The sequence below is a fragment of the Blastochloris sulfoviridis genome, from assembly GCF_008630065.1.
Lineage (GTDB): Bacteria > Pseudomonadota > Alphaproteobacteria > Rhizobiales > Xanthobacteraceae > Blastochloris > Blastochloris sulfoviridis.
In genome coordinates this window covers 63,228-83,294 of sequence record NZ_VWPL01000005.1, presented here as the reverse complement: position 1 = coordinate 83,294, position 20,067 = coordinate 63,228, and the positions used below count along the sequence as shown (strand labels likewise).

Annotated in this window: 16 protein-coding genes; 2 read left to right on the top strand and 14 right to left on the bottom strand. The window is 64.4% G+C overall.

Annotated features, from left to right (window positions below; translation table 11 throughout):
• Window positions 1-29 precede the first annotated feature (29 nt).
• The 6 genes from F1193_RS17030 to F1193_RS04175 all read right to left on the bottom strand — a co-directional run bounded on the left by F1193_RS17030 (window position 30) and on the right by F1193_RS04175 (window position 8,358).
• Window positions 30-194 carry a hypothetical protein gene (locus F1193_RS17030; protein WP_170263347.1) on the bottom strand — a complete coding sequence of 55 codons (165 nt, stop codon included), beginning with the start codon at window positions 192-194 and terminating at the stop codon, window positions 30-32.
• A 334-nt stretch (window positions 195-528) separates the two neighbouring features.
• On the bottom strand, window positions 529-2,478 hold the full coding sequence (locus F1193_RS04195) for a MacB family efflux pump subunit (RefSeq protein WP_425457204.1): 1,950 nt from the start codon (window positions 2,476-2,478) through the stop codon (window positions 529-531).
• Between the two features lie 94 nt (window positions 2,479-2,572).
• Entirely contained in the window at window positions 2,573-3,784 is a 1,212-nt protein-coding gene (locus tag F1193_RS04190) for an efflux RND transporter periplasmic adaptor subunit (protein ID WP_150096419.1), read from the bottom strand.
• Window positions 3,781-5,334: an efflux transporter outer membrane subunit gene (locus F1193_RS04185; RefSeq protein WP_150096418.1), complete on the bottom strand. Its 1,554-nt coding sequence runs from the start codon at window positions 5,332-5,334 to the stop codon at window positions 3,781-3,783. Before F1193_RS04185 ends, F1193_RS04190 begins: the two co-directional genes overlap by 4 nt.
• 581 nt (window positions 5,335-5,915) lie before the next feature.
• Window positions 5,916-6,896, bottom strand: a complete 981-nt coding sequence (locus F1193_RS04180; protein WP_150096417.1) for a hypothetical protein — start codon at window positions 6,894-6,896, stop codon at window positions 5,916-5,918.
• Window positions 6,883-8,358: an MBOAT family O-acyltransferase gene (locus F1193_RS04175; protein ID WP_150096416.1), complete on the bottom strand. Its 1,476-nt coding sequence runs from the start codon at window positions 8,356-8,358 to the stop codon at window positions 6,883-6,885. The genes F1193_RS04180 and F1193_RS04175 overlap by 14 nt, the downstream gene beginning before the upstream one ends.
• Window positions 8,359-9,180: 822 nt before the next feature.
• Between F1193_RS04175 and F1193_RS04170 the strand changes: the two genes are divergently transcribed.
• Entirely contained in the window at window positions 9,181-9,960 is a 780-nt protein-coding gene (locus F1193_RS04170; RefSeq protein WP_150096415.1) for a transglutaminase-like cysteine peptidase, read from the top strand.
• A 286-nt stretch (window positions 9,961-10,246) separates the two neighbouring features.
• Here F1193_RS04170 and F1193_RS04165 read toward each other — a convergent pair whose 3' ends face one another.
• The 7 genes from F1193_RS04165 to F1193_RS04135 all read right to left on the bottom strand — a co-directional run bounded on the left by F1193_RS04165 (window position 10,247) and on the right by F1193_RS04135 (window position 18,177).
• Entirely contained in the window at window positions 10,247-10,789 is a 543-nt protein-coding gene (locus tag F1193_RS04165; protein ID WP_150096414.1) for a gamma-glutamylcyclotransferase family protein, read from the bottom strand.
• 35 nt (window positions 10,790-10,824) lie between these two features.
• Complete coding sequence (anfO, locus tag F1193_RS04160; RefSeq protein WP_150096413.1) at window positions 10,825-11,466, bottom strand: Fe-only nitrogenase accessory protein AnfO; 642 nt, start codon at window positions 11,464-11,466, stop codon at window positions 10,825-10,827.
• A 189-nt stretch (window positions 11,467-11,655) separates the two neighbouring features.
• Window positions 11,656-13,083 carry a Fe-only nitrogenase subunit beta gene (gene anfK / locus F1193_RS04155; RefSeq protein WP_150096516.1) on the bottom strand — a complete coding sequence of 476 codons (1,428 nt, stop codon included), beginning with the start codon at window positions 13,081-13,083 and terminating at the stop codon, window positions 11,656-11,658.
• A 41-nt stretch (window positions 13,084-13,124) separates the two neighbouring features.
• Window positions 13,125-13,541 carry a Fe-only nitrogenase subunit delta gene (anfG, locus tag F1193_RS04150; protein WP_210247293.1) on the bottom strand — a complete coding sequence of 139 codons (417 nt, stop codon included), beginning with the start codon at window positions 13,539-13,541 and terminating at the stop codon, window positions 13,125-13,127.
• Window positions 13,542-13,552: 11 nt separating this feature from the next.
• On the bottom strand, window positions 13,553-15,136 hold the full coding sequence (gene anfD / locus F1193_RS04145) for a nitrogenase iron-iron protein, alpha chain (protein ID WP_150096412.1): 1,584 nt from the start codon (window positions 15,134-15,136) through the stop codon (window positions 13,553-13,555).
• Between the two features lie 66 nt (window positions 15,137-15,202).
• Window positions 15,203-16,030 (bottom strand): nitrogenase iron protein, encoded by an 828-nt coding sequence (gene nifH / locus F1193_RS04140; protein ID WP_150096411.1) that lies wholly within the window; start codon window positions 16,028-16,030, stop codon window positions 15,203-15,205.
• A 521-nt stretch (window positions 16,031-16,551) separates the two neighbouring features.
• Window positions 16,552-18,177, bottom strand: coding sequence for a sigma 54-interacting transcriptional regulator (locus tag F1193_RS04135; RefSeq protein ID WP_150096410.1), 1,626 nt, complete (start codon window positions 18,175-18,177; stop codon window positions 16,552-16,554).
• A gap of 223 nt (window positions 18,178-18,400) precedes the next feature.
• Here F1193_RS04135 and F1193_RS04130 point away from each other — a divergent pair, with 223 nt between their 5' ends.
• Window positions 18,401-19,048, top strand: a complete 648-nt coding sequence (locus tag F1193_RS04130) for a pyridoxamine 5'-phosphate oxidase family protein (RefSeq protein WP_150096409.1) — start codon at window positions 18,401-18,403, stop codon at window positions 19,046-19,048.
• Window positions 19,049-19,455: 407 nt separating this feature from the next.
• On the opposite strand, the gene F1193_RS04125 is transcribed toward F1193_RS04130, so the two are convergent.
• Window positions 19,456-19,806, bottom strand: coding sequence for a hypothetical protein (locus tag F1193_RS04125; RefSeq protein ID WP_150096408.1), 351 nt, complete (start codon window positions 19,804-19,806; stop codon window positions 19,456-19,458).
• Window positions 19,807-20,067 lie beyond the last annotated feature (261 nt).

The window sequence follows — 20,067 nt, the reverse complement described above, 5'->3', positions numbered from 1 at the left end:
AAGCCCGCTTTGGCTGGTTCCGCCAGCCCTCATCGCACGCCGGCGACGGCAACCTCGGTCAGGTGTGCGGTGCGGTGCAGCGTGGTTGACACCACGCCAGCCTGGCCATGCACGGCCACGGCGACAACGGCGGACAGCACGGCGACCTGGAGGCCCAGGGCAAGGGTGAGCGTGGTCCAGAATGCGCGAGCCATGACGCCGTCCTGTGCCGGTTGTCCGGGTCCGCCCCTGGCGGCGCCGGACGTTCTGCAGCCGATGGAACCTGCGTGGGCGGGACTTGCGGGTCCGGTCCACGGCATCCTCCTAGCGCACTCCGATTTCGGTCCGGTTGGCATTTGACCGCCAAATCGCCTGGCGGGGTTCGTCCCCCGTTAACCCTGCCGCGGCGCGGGGGTTCCCGGCAGTTCACTCGGCTTCCCGTTGGTCCTTTCGGGATCGAAGGAAGCGGTCTCGCCGAAAACCTTGATCCGAGACGGATTATTCGGCGAGCGGAATACGGAACTCCGGCCTGATCGGCCGGAAACCGCATCAGTCCCGCGCCAGCGCCACCACCGGATCGAGCAGCGAGGCGTTGTGCGCCGGCAGATAGCCGAAAATGACGCCGATCAGGGTCGAGCACACCACGGCGGCGATGATCGAGGCGGTCGAGTAGATCAAAGTGAAGGGCGTCTCAAGCATCGCGAACACCGCGCCGAAGCCGAGCGCCAGCGCGATGCCGAGCACGCCGCCGATCAGGCACACCAGCACCGCCTCGATCAGGAACTGCTGCAGGATGTCGCTGCGCCGCGCTCCCACCGCCATGCGCACGCCGATCTCGTTGACGCGTTCGGATACCGACACCAGCATGATGTTCATCACGCCGATGCCGCCCACCACCAGCGAGATCACCGCGATCGAGGCGATCAGCATCGCCAGGATTTCCGTGGTCTGGGTGATGGTCTTGCGGATGTCGTCGGTGTTGAGGATGAAGAAGTCCTTGGTGCCGTGGCGCTGGATGAGGAGTTGCGTCACCGCGGCCAGCGCCAGGTCGGTCGGCGTGTCGTCGGCGACCCGCACCGTGATGGAGCGAAGCGCCGTGGTGCCGAGGAAGCGGGCCTGCACGGTGGAGTAGGGCAGGTAGACGGACGGGTTGGCGCTGGAGCCGAAGCCGCCCTGCTGCTTCTGCACCAAGCCGATGATGCGGCTCGGCACGTTGCCGACCAGGATGACCTCGCCGATCGGGCTCTTGCCGGGATCGTCGGCGAACAGCGCGTCGCGCGCCGTCTCGTCGATCACCACGTCCTGGGCGATGCGCTTGACGCTATCGGCGTCGAACAGCCGGCCCTCAAGCAGCTTGGTGCCCTTGACGTCGAAATAGCGGTCGCCGACGCCATTGACCATGCCGTTGGCCTCGGTCGAGCGGTAGCGCAGGGAGCGGGTGGTGGAGACAGTGGGCGTGACCGCCGCGACATAGGGTTGCTGCGCCAGCGCGTCGGCATCGGCCACCACCAGCGTGCGGATGCGGCCCGAGCGCGTGTCGCCGAAATTGAGGCCGGGGAACACTTCCAGGGTGTTGGTGCCGAGGCTGGAAATGTTCGCCAGCACCTTCTGGCGGGAGCCTTCGCCGAGCGCCACCATGCACACCACCGCGGCGATGCCGATGACGATGCCGAGCATGGTGAGGAAGGTGCGCAGGCCGTGGGCGCGCATGGCGAACGAGGCCATGCGGAACGCTTCGCGGAAGCGGCCGACCGCTGCGCGCCAGGGCGTGGACGGCGTGCCGGCGCCGCCGAGCCGCGGGGCCGCCGACGGGCGCGCCGGCGTCGCGTTTCGCCGGTCGGAGATGATCTCGCCGTCGCGCAGCTCGATGATGCGCTGGGCGCGGGCGGCGACCGAGGCATCGTGGGTGACGATGATCACCGTGGTGCCTTCGGCGTTGAGCTCGTCGAGGATGCGCAGCATCTCCTCGCCGCTGCGGCTGTCGAGCGCGCCGGTGGGCTCGTCGGCGAGGACGATCTCGCCGCCGTTCATCAAGGCGCGGGCGATCGACACGCGCTGCTGCTGGCCGCCGGAAAGCTGGCCGGGGCGGTGGTGGACGCGGTCGGCCATGCCGAGCCGGTCGAGCAGGCGCGCCGCGCGCGTCTGGCGCTCGGCGCGCGGCAGGCCGGCATAGACCGCCGGGATCTCGACATTGCCGAGCGCGGTCAGTTCCGACATCAGGTGGTAGCGCTGGAAGATGAAGCCGAAATGCTCGCGGCGCAGTTCGGCGAGCTCGTCCGGGCCGAGCTGCGCGGTTTCGCGGCCGGCGATGCGGTAGCTGCCCGAGGTCGGCCGGTCGAGGCAGCCGAGAATGTTCATCAAGGTGGATTTGCCGGAGCCCGAGGCGCCGACGATCGCCACCATCTCGCCGGCGGCGATGGTGAGGTCGACATCCTTCAGCGCGGCGATGGTGTCGTCGCCAGACTGGTATTCCCGCCGCAGGCCGCGGATCTCGATCAGCGGCGCATCCGGCGCGGAGCGCTGCGCGCTCGCCAGGGGAACATCGACGGCTTGAAGGGTGTCAACCAAGGCAAATCCACCCGCTGTGATCGGATCAGAACGGCCGTGGCGGGCCGCGGAAGCTCGGCGTGCCGGCATCCGACTTGCGGCTGGTGACCACGCGCTCGCCCTCCTTGAGACCGGCGCGGATCTCGGCCGTCGACTTGTTGTCGAGCCCGACCTCGACGTCGCGCGTCGAGACAGTGCCGGCGTCGTCGACCACATCCACCGTGTAGCCGCGGCCGCTGCGGCGCAGCGCCGCCGAGGGAACGGTCAGCACGCCCTTGGCCTCGCCCAGCACGATGCGCACCTGCGCCGTCATATAGGTGCGCAGCCGCCGTTCCGGGTTCGGCACGTTGAACACGCCATAATAATAGATCGCCGAGGACGACGTCGACGACGAGGATGAGGACGACGAGGCCGCCGAGGTCGAGGTGGTAAAGCTCGAATCCGACTTGATCGATTCCGGCGCCGGATCGATCGATTCCAGCGTGGCGTGGTAGCGCCGGTCGGGATCGCCCAGGATGGTGAAGTAGACCGGCTGGCCCGGCTTCACCCGCACCACGTCGGCTTCGGAGATCTCCACCTTGACGGTCATGGTGTCGATCTGGCCGAGCACCACCATGGTGGGCGCGGTCTGGGTGGCATTCACCGTCTGTCCTTCCTGCGTCACCACCGACAGTACGGTGCCGTCGATCGGGGCGGTGACGCGGGTGTAGCCGAGATTGGCTCTCGCATCCTCCACCGCCACCTCGCCCGACCGGATCTGCGCTTCGAGCGCGGCGATCTGCGCCTCGGTCTGCTTGACGGTGGCCTCGGCGGTGTCGAATTCCGCGCGCGAGGTGGCACGCTGGGCGAGCGTGAGCTTCTGGCGCTCAAGGGTGGCGCGGGCCAGCGCCACCGTCGCGATCTTCTCCAGGCGCTGGGCCCGCAGGTTCTCCAGCGAGGCCTGCGCCTTGCGCAGGGCGTTCTGCTGGTTGACCGGGTCGATCTCGGCAATCAGGTCGCCCGCGGCGACCTTCTGGCCGAGCTTGACCTTCATCGACACCACCCGGCCCGACGCCTGGGCGCCGACCGCGACCAGCTTGACCGGCTTCAGCGTGCCGCTGGCCAGCACGGTCTGCTCGATGTCCCCGGTGGTCGCCCGCGCGGTCATCATCGACTCTGTTGCCGGCGGCGCCCGGTAGGCCCGAAGCCCCAGCACGGCGAGGCCGGCGATGACGAGCGCTGCGACGGCGAGGCCGGCGCGTTTCTTGTTTCGTGTCATTGGCTTACGCGATAGAAATGGGGCCCGGTGCCGGTGTCGACGACCTCGGGGGTCGAGACGTCGACCGCGTCGGTCCAGCCGCCGCCCAGCGCCTTGGCGAGGGCGATGTAGTCGGTGGAAATGGAAACCCGGCTCTGCAGCAGCGAATCCTCGGCCGAATAGAGCGAGCGCTCGGCATCGAGCACGTCGAAGAAGCTCGTCGAGCCGAGCTGGAAGAGCTGGCGCGACAGGCGCGCCGCCTCGCGATAAGCGAGGGCGGATTCGCTGAGCCGGGCCGCCCGGGTGCGTTCCTTGGCGAGCGACACCAGCGCGTTCTCGACGTCTTCCAGTGCGGTCAGCACGGCGGCGCGGAAGGCGATGTGGGACTGGTCGCGCTGGGCCTCGGCGACGCCGACCGCAGCCAGCAGGCGGCCGGCATTGAAGATCGGCACGCTGAGCTGCGGCCCCCACGACCAGCCGATGGTCGAGCTCTTGCCGAGATCGCCGAATTTCTGCGCGCTGGTGGAGATGTTGCCGGTCAGCGTGACGGAGGGATAGAGCGCGGCCTCGGCCTCGCCGATATTGGCGGTGGACGCGGCCAGCCGGCGCTCGGCGGCGCGCACGTCCGGCCGGCTGAGCAGCACGTCGGCCGGCACGCCGGGCTTCAGCGGCAGGCGCGGCGCCGGGATGGACCGGGGCCGGGCGAGCGGGGCGGACAGCGCCGATGGCTCGCGCCCGAGAAGCACGCCCAGGCGATGGACGCTCTCGGCATAGGCGCTCTCCAGCGCCGGAATATTGGCCTCGGTCGAGGCGGCCTGGGCCGTGGCCTTGGCCACATCGACCGCCGAGGCCGAGCCGGCGTCGAACTTGCTCTTGGTGATGGCGGCGGTTTCGCGCTGCGAGGCGGCCGTGCGACGGGCCAGCGCGGCGCGCGCCTGATAGCCGCGGGCCTCGACATAAGTGGCGGCGACGTCGCCGATCAGCGTGAGCAGCGCGCCGTCGAGATCGTCCCAGGCGGCGTCCAGCGCATCGTTGGCGGCCTCGACATTGCGGCGGTTGGCGCCGAACAAGTCGAGCTCCCAGGAGGCATCGAAGCCCGCCTGATAGAGCGTGTAGGGCGGGGAGGCGATGGAGCCGGCCGTGTCGGTGCTCGACGCGCCGCGGCTGGTCGCCGTCTTGTTGCGGGTGGCCGAGGCGAAGCCGTCGACATTGGGATAGAGCGCGCCGATGGCCTGGCGGCGCAGCGCGCGCGCCTCGCGCACCTTGGCCTTGGCGGTGGCGACATCGAGGTTTCCGGCTACCGCCTCGTCGATCAGAGCGGTGAGGATCGGGTCGCGCAGGCCCTGCCACCAGCGGGTGAGGTCGCTCTTGGGCGCCGGCTGCGCCGCCGGCCGTTTCTTGGCGCTGCCGTACTGCTGGGGCAGATCGAGCAGCGGCGTGCGGTAATCCGGCCCGACCGCGCAGCCGGCGAGGCCCAGCGCGAGCGCGAGGCCGCCGGCCGCGGCGCCGTATCGCCGCCTCCACCGTGGCCCCGGGGCCGCCGGCCTGTCACTCGGCCTCTGGTCTGTCATTCTCACGATCCGCGGGCATTGGAGCGTCCGCCGATCCGAAGACGCCGGATCGACTGCCCCAGGTGGTACCAGACTCCAGCACCCACACCGGCTCCTTGGGTTGGCGCGGGCGCGGTTGCAAGGCGCCCACCCTTGGGGCAGAACCCGAAGGCGGGCGGCGGGCGACGGTTTGATCCGATGCATCGCCGGTCTGCTTAGCCTCGGCCTGGCCGGTTTGAAACTTAACGATTTCTAATATCGCCCGAGGCGGTTTGGCATTGCGTGTGGTCTTGCCGCAAGCCTCTCATCCGGCAGGCCGCGTGCCGGCAGCATGGTGTGCCAATCCGCCGCGGCTGGCGCCTACCGCGCCTGCCCGGGCGCACTCGCCGCAAATGTGGGAACCGGCGTCGCGAAAGAGAGTGGTACCGTTTCCGGCCTCCCGAAGGGATCAACCGGACACCGCATCATACGAACGGCCCCAAACGCTGAGGCGTGGGACCGTTGACTCTCGCGAATTTTCTCTTGGGAAATCAAATATTTTATGGAACTTCGCACGTGGCGCCAACGGTCGGCTATCGTCGCCGTTGGTCTTATGCCGGCGCTCATCTGGCGCGCAGGATGTCGCTTACGATACCGTTTGTCCGGATCATCCTGCCTTGCGCGTTGGGGTGGATTTCGGAATCGCAGAAATATTTCCGGTCCAGTGCCGGCGTCACCGATACCAGCATGTTCTCCGGCAGCAGTGCGGACAACTCCCTCACGAACTGCTCGGTAATCCCTCCAGTATCGGACGCCAACGGCGGGATGGAAACGATGACGGTGGCATACGGAAAGATGGTTCGAATTCCCTGCAGGCGTGGAAGAATGACGTCGAAAACGTCGCTCGCGCGATTCAAGATGTGTCTCTCGCTGTCATAGCGACACGTGATCATCTTGAAATTCAGATCGCCGTAGGCTTCGTCGACCGAGAGCTTTCCCTCTGCGTCCGTGCCCTTTCTGGATGGCCTGAGGAGTTGCGGGGCGACGACGGCGATCGCGTACAGCAGCGGTTCATTCGGTGTCAGCGTGACGTGAAGCTGCCGTCCGACCAGATCATGCGTCAGGTTCTCGTCCTGGCGCCTGCGTTCCAGCGCGAGATCGCCGAACGGCGCGATCGTCGACAGGACGACGAACTTCACCTTGGCGCGGACGGCGCGCGGAATGCTTTCCTCCATGAAATTGAAGTAATTCTTGTCGTAATGACCTTCGTGCATCAACGATATGTTGTAGGCCGACAAGCCGGTCTGGCGGGAAATCTGCTTGGCGCTCACGCCGAACAGGGAATTCGAGCCACCGACAATCACGACATCCAAGTCGTTCGTTGCACGCAAATGCGCGGTGCGCCGGTCAACGATCTCCTGAAGATGAATTATGTAGTCGTTTCCCGCATAACGAATATTGACAGCAATCATATGCCAGACATAGGCAATAGCCAAGGCTGCCATGATTGAGCGGACCAGCCACGCCTTGCGGCGGGACGTGGTTCTGGCTGCGCTCTTCGAACCGGCCTCGCCCGATGTGCTGTCGGTCCTAGCGTTGGCCATAGACTGCATAGCTTGCGCCCCCATCCGACTGAATGAGCAGTATGGTCGCTGCGAGTATGAGTATCTGGCTGATGTTCGTTCTCAGGTATTTGTAGGTTCGCTGGCGAAAGAGGCGCTGCTTTGCGAGCGCGAATTCCAGAAACACGAGCGTCGAGGCCATGGCCAGGCTGATATAGGCTATGGTGGGTATCTTTGCCTCGGAGATCTGTGCCGGGAAGGTGCTGTCGAACGTCATCTTGGCCAGGAGGCGTTCCGTGTCGCTGTCGACGAACAGCATCCGGCCGTACACGATCGCGAACACCATCAGGATTGTCGTAAGCAGCCGCCAGTCAGATTTCAATAATTTGATCGTTAGCCAGAAGCACACCGCGTGGAAAATGCCCCAAATTACGAAATTTATGGCGACGCCGTGCCAGAACGCGGAACTGACATAGACGATGAAGAGGGCGGTCGTGCCGCCGAACGCTTTTCGCGTCGGGGTGTAGAACAGGGTCTTGAGGACCGTCGACAGGCTGATGTGCCAACCACGCCAGAATTCGATGATGTTGCGCGCGGAAAACGGCTGCTGGAAGTTGAGCGGTATCTTAAGACCAATTATTCCGCAGACGGCGTAGACGATCAGCGACAGGCCGGCAAAATTGAAATACACGAACATTTCGAAGATCGCGGCGAACTGCAGGGAAGTCAAGATGTTCGTGCAATCGATCATCCAGAAGAAGTTGCCGAGCGGCGCGCCGACGATCTTGAAGAAGAAGAATCCAATCAGCGCGTAGGGAAAATAGTGTATCAGGCGCCTCTTGAGGCTGGAATATTTGATCAGTCCGGCGCTCGTGGCAATCGGTCCGGTAAACAACAGCAACGGATTGGCGGACGTGACCGCCGTCGAGACCGTCAGCGACCGCAGATAGACGTGGTAGGCGAGGCTGGCACCGTAAAACGACAGGCCGTAGACTGCGGGATTGGAGGAGATGACGTGGAATCCGGTCATCGTCTCGGTAACGCCGAGGAACGATGTTGCGGAGATCGCAAAGAACAGCAGATAGGGAATCGCCGAAAAATTGCGGGCGGCCGGCAGCGCAATCAAAACTGGATAAAGGACGCCGAGGACGATCAAGGTGGAATAGATCGTCTTGATTATGAATGGCGAGGTGTCGTTCGAAAACAATGACAACGTGGCGAGGGCAAAAAATCCAATCAGCCAGAATATGATGTATCTAAATAGGGTCGTATCAAATGGAATCGCGGGAGGTCGCCAGGTGGCGCGAATATCCCAATCCGATGCGGTTTGTGCGCTGATGCGCGTATTGTTCGGCCCGAGAACCGCGGGAATCATCTGCGGATCTGTAGCGTCAAATGTATCCGAAGGACTGTTTTGTTGTTGTGAATTCCGGCGCGATGCGGACGATCTGTCTGCCTCGCTTGCAGAAATACCTCCTGAGAGATAGTGATATTCTGTCGTCATCGAATGGATAATAAGGGCTGAATGTTACGGCTGTTTGTCAGCACCTTGGTAATCGGTGCCAGCGATGGAAAATCGTTGCGAGACAGCGGGGGCAGGGCGGCAAATCGGGCTGCAGACGGACGCACAGCGAAGAATTTCTGGCGACAGATCAAATGTTTGCGGGGCTTTGATCTGTCGTATCCCGTCTGCACGACCGGCTCCCGGTCTGCGGAGGGTGCTCTCGTGGATGAAATCCGACGCCTGGAACCCGCACGGGTCAGGCGTATGAGAAAAATATTTTTAAAATCAATATGTTATGGGCAGGCGTCGCCTGACTATTGCAGGCGCAAATGGCAGGGTCGGACTGCGAGCAGGTGTCGTGCGCGTGTCGCCGTGTCCGGCAGGCGCGGGTAACGGTTTCACGAACATTCGCAGGCGGAGGCGACGGTCGGCACGAAGGCGGTCGGGGCTTGAGGAATACGACAGGGTCAAGACTCGGCTTGATCGGCCGGCCTCCGTGTGAATTGGCGTCGGCGAGCGGCGGGCCGGTTTCGTGTGCCGGGCGCACGGTGTTGCGTCCGGCACGTCCTCGGATCTGTGCCCGCGGCAAGGCCGGGCTCGGCTTTCGCGAGGGAGCGGCGGCGCTCCGCGACCGACGCCGCGCGACGGGACACGCCCCGCGCGGCCGCCGGGGCGAGCTTGAACGTCTCATCATTTTGGCGAGTGCAGCGCAACATCTGTTGGATCTACCCTCGCCGCGGGGGGGATCGCGGAGCATTTCCGGGCGCTGGAGCTGATCTGGTGTGCAGCGCAGCACGTAGGACTGCGCCGTAACGACAACCGATGAACAACAAGAAGACGGGCGATAAGAACATGAACATAACTGGCGTGTGTGAAACGGCGCGTATGCCGCGCGGCATCTTTGGTGTCTGTGCGGCGAAGCAGTGGATTTTTGCCGCGCGGCGCGTTGCGGGCGCGGTCATCTTCAGCATGGCGGTCGGGGCCGGCGGCTTCGCCGCTGCGTCGCCGCTTGCGGTGACCCGGCTTGCGAACCCTATCCCCAAGAGCACTGCCATGGTGCCGGGCGGCGCGGTGTTGGCGCCGGTGGCCGCGGTCCGATTCTGCCTGGACAATTCCGAGGACTGCCGGGCCAATGGCTCGGAGGCGGTCGAATTGACCCAGGCGCGCTGGGCGGAACTCGAGTCGGTCAACCGGTCGGTCAACGACAGGATCAGGCCACGGCCGGACAGCGGGCTGGATACCTGGTCGCTCGGGGCCGCCGCGGGTGACTGCGACGATTATGCCGTGCAGAAGCGGCACGACCTCATCGTCCAGGGCTGGCCGGGCGGCGCGCTGTCGCTGGCGGTGGCGCGGCTGCGTACCGGTGAGTTCCATCTGGTGGTCGTCGCCCGCACCGACCGCGGCGACTATGTGCTCGACAACCTGTCGGACCGCGTGATGCCCTGGCGCAGCACCGGCTATGACTGGATCATGCGTTCGGCCACCGACGACCTGCGGCTTTGGCAGTCGATCGGCAGATCGCGGCGCCTGCGGTCGCTGCTCGATGGCGTGGTGCCGGGCATGGATCCGCGATCGCGCGGCGTCTCGAACATCGCGTCGTGAGCCGGGGACGGTTCTGCCAACACCGCCGCCCATCGAGACCTTGAGCCCATCAAGATCTTTGGCCTTTCAAGACTGATGCCTATGGCTTCAGCCTGTCGGTGACCTCGCCGGCAAGCGTGGGCTCATGCGGTTCTCCGGCTGATAAAGCCGGAAAACCGTATTCCGATCGCCGAAAACCCCGTCATCGCGAACCACTTGCGGAACTGGGGTTTTCGGCGAGACGGTTTCCGGTATCCCGAAGGGATCAACCGGAAACCGTGTCGCAGGCATTAAGGCTGCGGATCGGTCAGCAGGCGCAGGAGGATGCGAAGGCGGGCGCTGGGCGGCGCAGCGGCACGCTGTAGCTCGCCGGTCTCGAAGGGATGCGCTTGAGCCGCGCGACATAGGCTGCGGACAGGCCGTGCGCTTCGGCGCCGGCGATGATCTGCTGGATGTAGTCGCAGCTCGGCGCCTGCGGCTCGCCCTCCATCGCCCGCTTGTAGAACAGGGTGTCATAGCGCGTGCCATCAAGGCCGATCACCTCGTCTGGGTAGTGGAAATAGGGGCCGCTGCCGTCGAGCTTGACGCTCTGGCTGGCGTCGAGCCGATCGAGATCGGAGACCGAGAGCCGGTAGACGACACCGTGGACCGACGCATCGGCGCGGCGCACCAGTGTCTTCTCGCCGCCGTCCCAGGTGTCGCAATGGCCGAAGAAGCCGAGATCGTGGTGGGGCAGCACGGCGGGCGCCACCGGCTTCGCGGCGCGGCAGATCGAGGCCATGATGCCGGGGTTCATGGTCGGCCCGTAGGCGAAGTAGAGGATCGGCGGCGGCTTCAGTCGGGTCATCATGATCGCGTCCTTTCGCCCCGAGGGCATCGTCGGTCCTATTCGGCGCAGATGGTGATGGTGGACATCACGCCGTCGCGCACGACGATCTCGCGCTTGAGCTTGAGGCCGAGATCGCGCACCGAGCGCCACAGCCATTTCGGATTGTGGTCGCACACCAGCTCCAGCCGCCGGAAGGCGCGCTCTTCCAGGACCGGCAGCAGCACCGTCATCGAATCGTGCCCGCCATCGGGGATCTGGAAGCGAGTGAGGTCGGCGCGGTAGTGCTCCGCGCCGACCCGCTCCAATATCAACATCGGCAGTGGCGGATCGTCCGCCTGTTCCGCCGCCGCGAGGTCGGCCAGACGTTCGGCCTCCTTCAGCGCCACTGTGTCCAAGAGGTCGAGCGCGCAGCCTTGGCTGTGCCAGGTCTGGAAGCCCAGCTCCTCCTGCAGCACCGCATTGAGCGCGCCCTTGGAGCCGGCGGAGACGAACAGCCGGCAGTCCTCAAGCTGGCGTGCCACCTCGGCGAGGCGCGCCTTGAGGCCGGCGATGGTGGCGGGGGCCCCGGCGCCCGGAAACGGGATGTCCCGCTCGATGGTCCAGGCGCCTGAGGCGTCGTCATAGAGCACGATGCGGCCAAGCTCGTGGAGGCCGGCGAGGTCGCCGTTCTCGTCGATGAAGGCTGCGATCCGCATCATGGCAGGCTCGATCGAGGCAGGTTGAGGGATCCCGGACGATGTTCGCAGAGCCGGCTTGCGTGCGCTCGGGTTGCTCCCCCTCACCCGGTGCCCTCGCTCATATTGGGACTTCGATCTCGCCCCGAAAGGAGAGGTCGCGGGTTAAGCGAGCGGGTGAGGGGGGCGCGAACAGGGCAGCCCAGCGCTGCGTCACCAGACGTTGAGCAGCCACTCCTTGTTCTTCTTGTATTCCATGTCGGTGAACAGCGCGTTGGCCATCTGCTCGGCGAGCCAGGTGGCGCCGCCATAGCCGACGACGGGATGGCGATACATGCCGGCGCGGTCGTAGGTGGGGAAACCGACGCGCACCATCGGGATCGAGTAGTCGATCGACACGAAGCGCCCCTTGGAGTGGCCGAGGATCAGATCGAGCTCGATCTCGCCATCCTTGATGCGCCGTTCCAGCTCCCAGAAATCGGCATTGGTGACGATCTCCATCGGATAATCGACGCCGTCCTGAATCGCCTTGATGCGGGGATCGTCGCCATAGGACGAGTTGTCGTCGCCCAAGAGCAGCAGCACCGGCTTCATCTCGAGGTCGAGGCAGAATTCGGCGAGGCCGATGACGAGATCGGGATTGCCGTAGATCGCCACCTTCTTGTCGGCCAGGAACATGTGGGTGAGGTCGGCCAACGCATCGATGGCGATGCCGCGCTCCTTGACCAGCGAGGGCGGGATCGGCTTGCCGGTCATCTCCTTGAGGTTCCGCAGGAAGGTGTCGGTGTTGCGGATGCCGATCGGGGTCGGGCCGATGATGGTGGGCAGCTTGAACTTCTTCTGCAGGAACTGCGCGGCCTTGCCGCCCTCGTAGCGGTTCAGCGCGATGGTGCCGAGCGCGTTGGCGGTGTCCTGCAGGTCCTCAATGGTGGTGTTGCCGTGGGAGACCGCGCTGCCATCGGGCATGACGGGAGAGTCGAAATCCTCGATCTCGAACAGCACGGTGGCGTCGATGTCCATCTCGGCCAGCAGGTGCTTCAGCTCCTTCACGTCGCCGGGATTGACCCAGCCGGTGATGAGGTTGAGCTTGCCGTTCGGCTCGGTCTTGCGGGCGAACTTCTTGACGAAGTCGCGCACCGCGATGTCATAGCCCGACACCATCGAGCCGACGAAGCTCGGCGTCTTGATGACGAGGAGGTGCACGTCCCGGTCGCCATACTTCACCGGGAGAAGCTCTTCCTCCAGCTTGTTGACGACGCCGTCGCAGTCGTCGCCGATGATCTCGGTCGAGCAGGTGGTGATGATCGGGATGACACGGACGTGGGGATAGCGTTCGAGAAGCACGTCGATGCCCTGCTCGACGCGGCCGGTGGCGCCGAACACCGCGCCATCCTCGTGCACCGACGAGGAGGCGAGCTCGAAGCTCTCCTTGAGGTGCTGCGAGATGAGCAGGCGCACGAACATCACGCAGCCCTGGCCGCCATGTACGATGCCGATGCAGTCCTTGATGCCGATGGAGACAAACTGCGCGCCGGCCGGCTGGCAGGTGAAGATCGGGTTGATGGTGCCGATCCGCTCCTTGGCCTTGAGCTGGCAGAACTTGGATTCGCAGGCTTCGATTTCGCAGGTTTCGCTGGACATGGCTTCGCTGGACGTAGTTTCGCTGGACATGGGATCTCCGATCAATAGTGCGGCACGGTGAGTTCTTCGTTCAGCGAGCCATCGACGGTGAGATAGTCGATGCGCTCGTGCAGCCGTTGCAGCAGCGTCTTGATCTCCTCCCTGGTCATGTCGGCAAGCCACGGCAGGCGTTCGCGGTAGGCTTCGGCGAGGCTCACTGCCTCCACCCAATAGTAGCGGTCGCCCGGCGTTTCGCGCGCGATCTCCTCTCCGCAGAGAAGCTGTGCGGTCCTGGGGATGATGCCGGCATTCTGCTTCTTGCGGTCCCAGCCGCGCGAATTGAACTGCCACAGGCAGTATTTCATGATGTAGTCGACCATCTGCTCGAGACGGTCGTGGGTCACCGCGTCGATCGGCACGGCGAGCCCACCCACGACGATGCCGTCGGTGGGGGAGGCGGTCTTGGTCATGTCGTCCATGGCGGTCCTCCTCACTCGGCGGCGGTGGCGGCAGCGCTGGCGGTTCGCGCGAGACGCTCGAAGTCCGGATAGGTCTTGGCCCGCAACCCGGCGATCGGATCGAACTTGCCGTCGTAGGGCTTCAGAACCTGCGAGTTGCGGATGTCGTCGCTCAGGCTCGAGTCCGACAGCATGCGGGCGGTAAGGAAGCCGCGGCCTGTCGGAATCTCGTCCTTGCTGATGTCGAGCGCGGAGAGCTGGTGGATCGGCGAATAGATGCCATTGTAGATGTCGCGGGCGAAGCGCACCCAGCCCTCGTAGCCCTTCCACGGGCCGTTGTGGTAGGCGTGGGCGTTGAGGTAGGGCACGCGCACCTTCTTGGCCACCTCGCCCGGACGCTTGCCGGTGAAGATGATGTCCGGCTTCAGCTTGGCAAGCGCCTCAAGGCCTTCGAGCTCGTTGGGATCGTCGATCGCCAACGCCCCTTCGCCGCAACGCGAGACGCCCTTTTCCATATCGCCCTGGTGTCCGAACTTGGTGTAGACCGACACCACTTCGACGCCCATCTCCTCCTGGATGACGTGCGCCCAGTGCCACAGCTTGGAGCCGCCGGGCCACAGGCACACCTTCTTGCCGCGCAGCCGCTCCTTGTACCAGTCGAGCTGCGGCCTCCACTTCGCGGTCTCTTCCTCGATGATCTTGATCGCGCGATCCTCGATGCCGAAGAAGCGGCCGACCTTGCGCAGCGAGATCGACAGCGGCTCGAAGCCGAAGCCGTCGATATCCATGCGCGGGATGCCGTAGCGCACGCGCAGCTCGTCGCAGATGTATTCGGCCGAGCGGGCGCATTCGAGCACGTTGAGATGCGCGCGATGCATCGAGCGCAGGCCGTCATAGGTGCCGTTGCCGGTGAAGGTCGACAGAACCTGGATGCCCATGCGCTTGAAGAAATCGAGCATCACCTCCTGGTCGCCCTGGATGTTGTACTCGCCGACGTAGTTGATCACAAAGTCGGAGGTGATCTCCGGTTCGAACGTGCCGACCTTGTTGTTCACCCAGGCGATGTTGATCTTGTGGTGGCCGCCGGACTGTGAGGGTCCGGCGAAGCCCGGCGAGTTGCACACGAAGATGTCGACGTCGGGCAGCTCCTCCTTCACCTCGGCGGCGACGGCGTCGATGTCGTCGCCGATCAGTGCGGTGGCGCAGGTCTGGTAGATGGTCATGCGCTTGATGTCGGGGAACGCCTTGAAGGCCTCAAGGATGTTCTGCTTCAGCATGCCCTCGGCGCCGAACACGACGTGCTTTTCCTTCACGTCGGTGGCGAAGGTGTATTTGAGCTGGAAGTTGTTGTTGTCGGAGATGTAGCGCTTGGTCTGCCAGGTATCGTAGGTGCATCCCACCGGCCCGTGGCTGATGTGGATGACGTCCTTCATCGGCGTGCCGATCACGTGCTTGGCGCCGCAATAGGCGCAGCCGCGCTCCGAGATCGAGCCGGGGATGGTGTTGAGATAGCCGAGCGGCAGACAGGAGGTGAGGTCCTCTCCGGGACCTTTCACCACGGCGTGCTTCTTGCGCTCGGGAATGCAGGTACTGCAGTCGAATTCATGGTACGGCACGTCATGGCCTCCTAATTCGGGGTCATTGGTCGCACGAAGGTTTCGGGGGACGCATCGCGCGCGGCGTCAATCGCAGAGGCCGTACTTCACGACCATCTTCTCAAGCTCGTCCATGGTCAGCGGCTTGGGAATGACGAACATCTGGTTGTCGATGATGTTCTGGGCGAGCTTCTTGTACTCGTGCGCCTGGTTGACCGAGTCGTCGAACTCGGTGACTGTCTTCTTGTTGAATTCGGCCTTCTGTACGATATTGTCACGCGGCACGAAGTGGATCATCTGGGTGCCGATCGCCGCGGTGAATTCCTCCAGGAACTCGCGCTCGCCGTCGACGTTGCGGCTGTTGCAGATGATGCCGCCGAGGCGCACGCCGCTCTGCTTGGCGTATTTCACGAGGCCCTTGCAGATGTTGTTGGCGGCGTAGATCGCCATCATCTCGCCGGAGGCGACGATGTAGACCTCCTGGGCCTTGCCGTCGCGGATCGGCATGGCGAAGCCTCCGCACACCACGTCGCCCAGCACGTCGAAGAAGATGAAGTCGAGGTCGTCGGTGTAGGCCTCGTTCTCTTCCATCAGGTCGATGGCGGTGATGACGCCGCGGCCGGCACAGCCCACGCCCGGCTCCGGACCGCCCGATTCCACGCAGCGGATGCCCTTGAAGCCGGTCCGCACCACCTTTTCGACGGTGACCTTCTCCGCGCCGTAGATGCGCAAGGAGTCCATCACGGTTTCCTGCATCTGGCCGCCGAGGATCAGGCGCGTGGAGTCGGCCTTGGGGTCGCAGCCGTGGATGAAGATGTTCTTGCCGTGGAAATGAGCCAGAGCAGCGGCCGTATTCTGCGTCGTCGTCGACTTGCCGATGCCGCCCTTGCCGTAGATCGCAACCTTACGGGTCATAATTTCAGATTCCTTGATCTGGCTTGCGAAGAATTTCGCCTGACACGAGGCGGGTATCGCAACCGGCGTGCCAGAACGGTGGGCTTCCGGCGGGAAATCGGCGTCAAGCGCAGAATATTTCGAAGCCGCTTCCGGCAAGCCGCTAATGTTTTGGAGTATCGAACAAAAGCGCTGCCTCATTGCGCCGGCAACAGCTTGGCGATGCACACCGGGGGTGAATTCGGAGAGGAATCTACATTCCGGTAAATTTCACTTCGCCGGCCGGTCAAAGGCGGCGTCCGCGGGAATTCACCGGTCCGGTAAATTCGCGCGGCATTGTGCGGGTGCGGTAGATTCTGGTGGGCGGTGGGCGAGCCGATTGGCGCCGTGATCGCCGGGCTTGTTCCGGCGATCCCGATTGAAGAGGCTCAAGCGCGTGCGGCCATATCGTCGAGATGGCCGGGACAAGCCCGGCCAGGACCATGGCGAATGAGCTCAATGATGAGGAACGGAGATATCCGGCGCAAATCGCGCCACTGCGCTCAGGCCTCGTCGGCGTTCCATTTGCGCACATCGGCGCCGCGGAAGCTTTTGTAGCTGATGCCGTATCGCTCCATCCGCACGCCGAGCATGCGGCGGGTGAGGCCCAGCTCCTTGGCGGCATCGCCGATGTGGCCGTTCGATGTCTTCAGCGCCTCGACGATCATCTCGTATTCAACGGCGCGCAGCTTCGACTCCAGGCTGACGCCGAAGGCGGTGCCGCTTTCGTTCGGCGTCTGCAGCGAGGGCGGCAGATCGTAGGCGTGGATGACGTCGTCCTCCGACAGGATGACCGAGCGCTCGATGACGTTCTCCAGCTCGCGCACATTGCCGGGCCAGTGGTAGCTCATCAGCATGTTGAGCGCGGGCGTCGAGATGCGCTTGATGGTCTTGGCGTTCTCCTTGGAGAAGCACGTCACGAAGTGGTCGGCCAGCGTGATGACGTCGGCGCCGCGCTCGCGCAGCGGCGGCACGGTGATCGGGAACACGTTGAGGCGGTAGTAGAGGTCTTCGCGGAAGGTGCCGCGCTCGACCATTTCGGCGAGGTTGCGGTTGGTGGCGGCGATGATGCGCACGTCGACCTTCACCGGCCGCGTGCCGCCGACCCGCTCGAACTTCCTCTGCTGCAGCACCCGCAACAGCTTGGCCTGAATAGAGAGGCTGAGCTCGCCGACCTCGTCGAGGAAGATGGCGCCGCCGTCGGCCTGCTCGAAGCAGCCCTTGTGCAGGGCCAGCGCGCCGGTGAACGAGCCCTTCTCGTGGCCGAACAGCTCGCTTTCGGCGAGGTTCTCCGGCAGTGCCGCGCAGTTGGAGGTGACGAACGGCCCTTCCGCGGTGGCGCCGTTGTAGTGGAGGGCGTTGGCCACCAGCTCCTTGCCGACGCCGCTCTCGCCCAGGATCAGCACGGTGGCCTTGGTCGCGGCGACCTTTTCGATCAGGTTGTAGACGTCCTGCATCGGCTTGGAGTTGCCGATGATGTTGGAGGGCCGGAAGCGCTCCTTCAGCGCGGCCCGGATGCGGCGCGCCTCATGCTCCTGGCGCACCTTGTCGACATTCTCCATCAAATAGAGCTCGACCGCCGGCGCGATCATCGAGGCCACCATCGCCAGGAGTTCGACATCCTGGCGCAGCAGGCGCGGGTTCATGTAGACGCGCTCGGCGCCGATGGTGCCGAGCACCCGCTTGGCGTGGACGATCGGCACGCAGAAGAAGGCGGACTTGACGCGCGACGAGCTTCGGCGTGAGGCGCCCTCGGCGTCTGCGTCGCCGCCCTGATGCTGCACGACCACGGCCTTGCCGGTCTCCACCACCCTGGCGGTGACGCCGCCGTCGGGCGCGTAGGCGCCGGCCGTCTTCTCCGCCTCGGCAAGGCCGAAGGAGTCGTGGATGAAGATCGAGCCGGAGTGGCGGTCATAGAGCGTCACCATGCCGCGCTGTATCTTGAGGTGCTGGCGCATCACCCCGAGAATGATCGGCAGCGCGCGGGCGAGGTCGGCGGAATTTGTGTTGATCTGGCTGATCTTGTAGAGAATCGGCAGCACGCTCACGCGGCATTCGCCAGTGAAGCAGTGGCTGAACTCCTCGACAAAGTCATCGATGTCGAATGTGAGGACGGTGGTTTCGTCCATAGAGACCCTTCGCGCTGGACTGGGGGAACCCAGCTTGAAACCGTATAGCAAATTCGAGGCCAATCTTGGAAGAGCGGGGATCTCCGGCAAAATTATTTGCGTTATATAAAATGTCTATAAAACGAAAAGAGGCGGTCGGCATGCTCTGTGCAAGAGGCGGGGCAGGCTGGCCCGATCGGCATCCGCGGTGGGCCGCTGGCATGCAGCACAGGAGGCTTCGCGAATGACACCCACCCCGCCCAGCGAGCGCACCCGCGTCCGGCGCTACAATTGGCTCGCGCGCTATGACCGCGATACCATCGTCGCCATTCTCGACGCCATCCCCCACTGCCACATCGGCTATGTGGCCGACGGCCAGCCGCTCGTGACGCCGACGCTGCACTGGCGCGAGGGCGACCAGCTCTATTGGCATGGCTCGGCGGCGAGCCGGATGATCCGGGCGATCGAGGGTGCGGAGGTGTGTCTCACGGTCAGCGCCATCGACGGGCTGGTGATGGCGCGCTCGGCCTTCAACTTCAACGTCAACCACCGCTCGGTGATGGTGTTCGGCAGGCCCTCGAAGGTCACTGACCCGGCGGCCAAGGAGGCCCATTTGCGCACCATGGTCAATCGCCTGATTCCTGGGCAGTGGGAGCGGCTGCGGCCGATGAAGCCGAACGAACTGGAGGCGACCACGGTGATGTCGATGCCGTTCGACGAGGCATCGGCGAAGGTGCGGGTCGGCCCGCCGGAGGATGACGAGACCGATTACGCCTTCCCGGTGTGGGCCGGCGTCATCCCCATCCGCACCGAGGTACTGGCGCCGGAGCCCGATCCGCGCAACCTGCCGGGCGTGGAGATGCCGGCGGAGGCGCTGGCGTTCCGACCGTGATGCCGAGGGCGCAGGCAGGCTGACGCTTTCGGTCTGATCGATCGACGTCGTGGCCGGGCTCGTCCCGGCCATCTTCGTTATTGCTTCTCTCCTTCGGTTTCCGGGTGATCACGTCGCGATCCGCGGAATAAGACTCGCCGAAAATCCGCCGTGGAGAGCGAGATTTTCGGCGAACTGAACGCGAAACTCCTACGCTCCTTCGCCGACAGCCGGCTCCGGGCCGGCGGATGCGAAACATCACGAATCCCCGTTGGTGTGCCGCCCTCGACCTTGTCCTCGACCTCACCCTCGTCCTCAGAATCTTAAGTCTGCCCTGAGAACCGAACAGCCCTGCGTGAGCGAGGGGGAGCGGCCCTGCGCCACAGCTCCAGCTTTCGTTCTGCCACCGGTTGCAGGCGCTGGCGCCGTCAGGGCTCCAGCCGGTCGATCGCCCGTCTCAGCTTCTTCGCGGCAGACAAGGCGTGCTGGCACGCGGGGGCGATGCCATCCGGCTGAGCGAGACCGAGCTTCGACTTCATCTCCTGGAGGGCTTCGCTAAGCTCTGCCGTGGCCCTGTTGAGACCATACCCTCTCTTGAGCTTCACAAGTTTGCTGATTTGCCTGGTTGCAGAAATATATCTGCGAACCTCTTCGGTGCTCGGCGGGATATCCGAGCCGAGGCTTTCCTCTATTGGAATGAACAGGTCGTTGATTTGGTCCTGCAGCCAGGACTTACTTCGGAACCAAACGAGCGCGCCTGTCAGATTTGCGATATCCATGAGAGCCTCGCGCATTGAATGTCGAGAGCCTGAAGCCGTATTCCCTACGCCTAGCACGAAAAGGTTGCAATAATTTGTATCACACGTCCTGGTATGGCGGCCTTGTCGGATTCCTATGACCGCAGCGGACATCCGCAGATGGCGGGGCGCGCGTCGGTCGTCAGTCTTGATTCCGTCGATGAAGTTCCGGCGACGCCCGCATGCAATGCCGATGTCCGGTGGCGGATTTTGTCGGCCGCCGGACTTGGCGCTGCGGGCGGG

Excerpts from the sequence above, each read along its gene's own strand:
- F1193_RS17030 (WP_170263347.1), bottom strand. The coding sequence starts at position 194 with ATGGCTCGCGCATTCTGGACCACGCTCACCCTTGCCCTGGGCCTCCAG.
- F1193_RS04190 (WP_150096419.1), bottom strand. The coding sequence starts at position 3,784 with ATGACACGAAACAAGAAACGCGCCGGCCTCGCCGTCGCAGCGCTCGTC.
- F1193_RS04185 (WP_150096418.1), bottom strand. The coding sequence starts at position 5,334 with ATGACAGACCAGAGGCCGAGTGACAGGCCGGCGGCCCCGGGGCCACGG.
- F1193_RS04180 (WP_150096417.1), bottom strand. The coding sequence starts at position 6,896 with ATGGCCAACGCTAGGACCGACAGCACATCGGGCGAGGCCGGTTCGAAG.
- F1193_RS04175 (WP_150096416.1), bottom strand. The coding sequence starts at position 8,358 with ATGACGACAGAATATCACTATCTCTCAGGAGGTATTTCTGCAAGCGAG.
- F1193_RS04170 (WP_150096415.1), top strand. The coding sequence starts at position 9,181 with ATGAACAACAAGAAGACGGGCGATAAGAACATGAACATAACTGGCGTG.
- F1193_RS04165 (WP_150096414.1), bottom strand. The coding sequence starts at position 10,789 with ATGATGACCCGACTGAAGCCGCCGCCGATCCTCTACTTCGCCTACGGG.
- anfO (WP_150096413.1), bottom strand. The coding sequence starts at position 11,466 with ATGATGCGGATCGCAGCCTTCATCGACGAGAACGGCGACCTCGCCGGC.
- anfK (WP_150096516.1), bottom strand. The coding sequence starts at position 13,083 with ATGTCCAGCGAAACCTGCGAAATCGAAGCCTGCGAATCCAAGTTCTGC.
- anfG (WP_210247293.1), bottom strand. The coding sequence starts at position 13,541 with ATGGACGACATGACCAAGACCGCCTCCCCCACCGACGGCATCGTCGTG.
- nifH (WP_150096411.1), bottom strand. The coding sequence starts at position 16,030 with ATGACCCGTAAGGTTGCGATCTACGGCAAGGGCGGCATCGGCAAGTCG.
- F1193_RS04135 (WP_150096410.1), bottom strand. The coding sequence starts at position 18,177 with ATGGACGAAACCACCGTCCTCACATTCGACATCGATGACTTTGTCGAG.
- F1193_RS04130 (WP_150096409.1), top strand. The coding sequence starts at position 18,401 with ATGACACCCACCCCGCCCAGCGAGCGCACCCGCGTCCGGCGCTACAAT.
- F1193_RS04125 (WP_150096408.1), bottom strand. The coding sequence starts at position 19,806 with ATGGATATCGCAAATCTGACAGGCGCGCTCGTTTGGTTCCGAAGTAAG.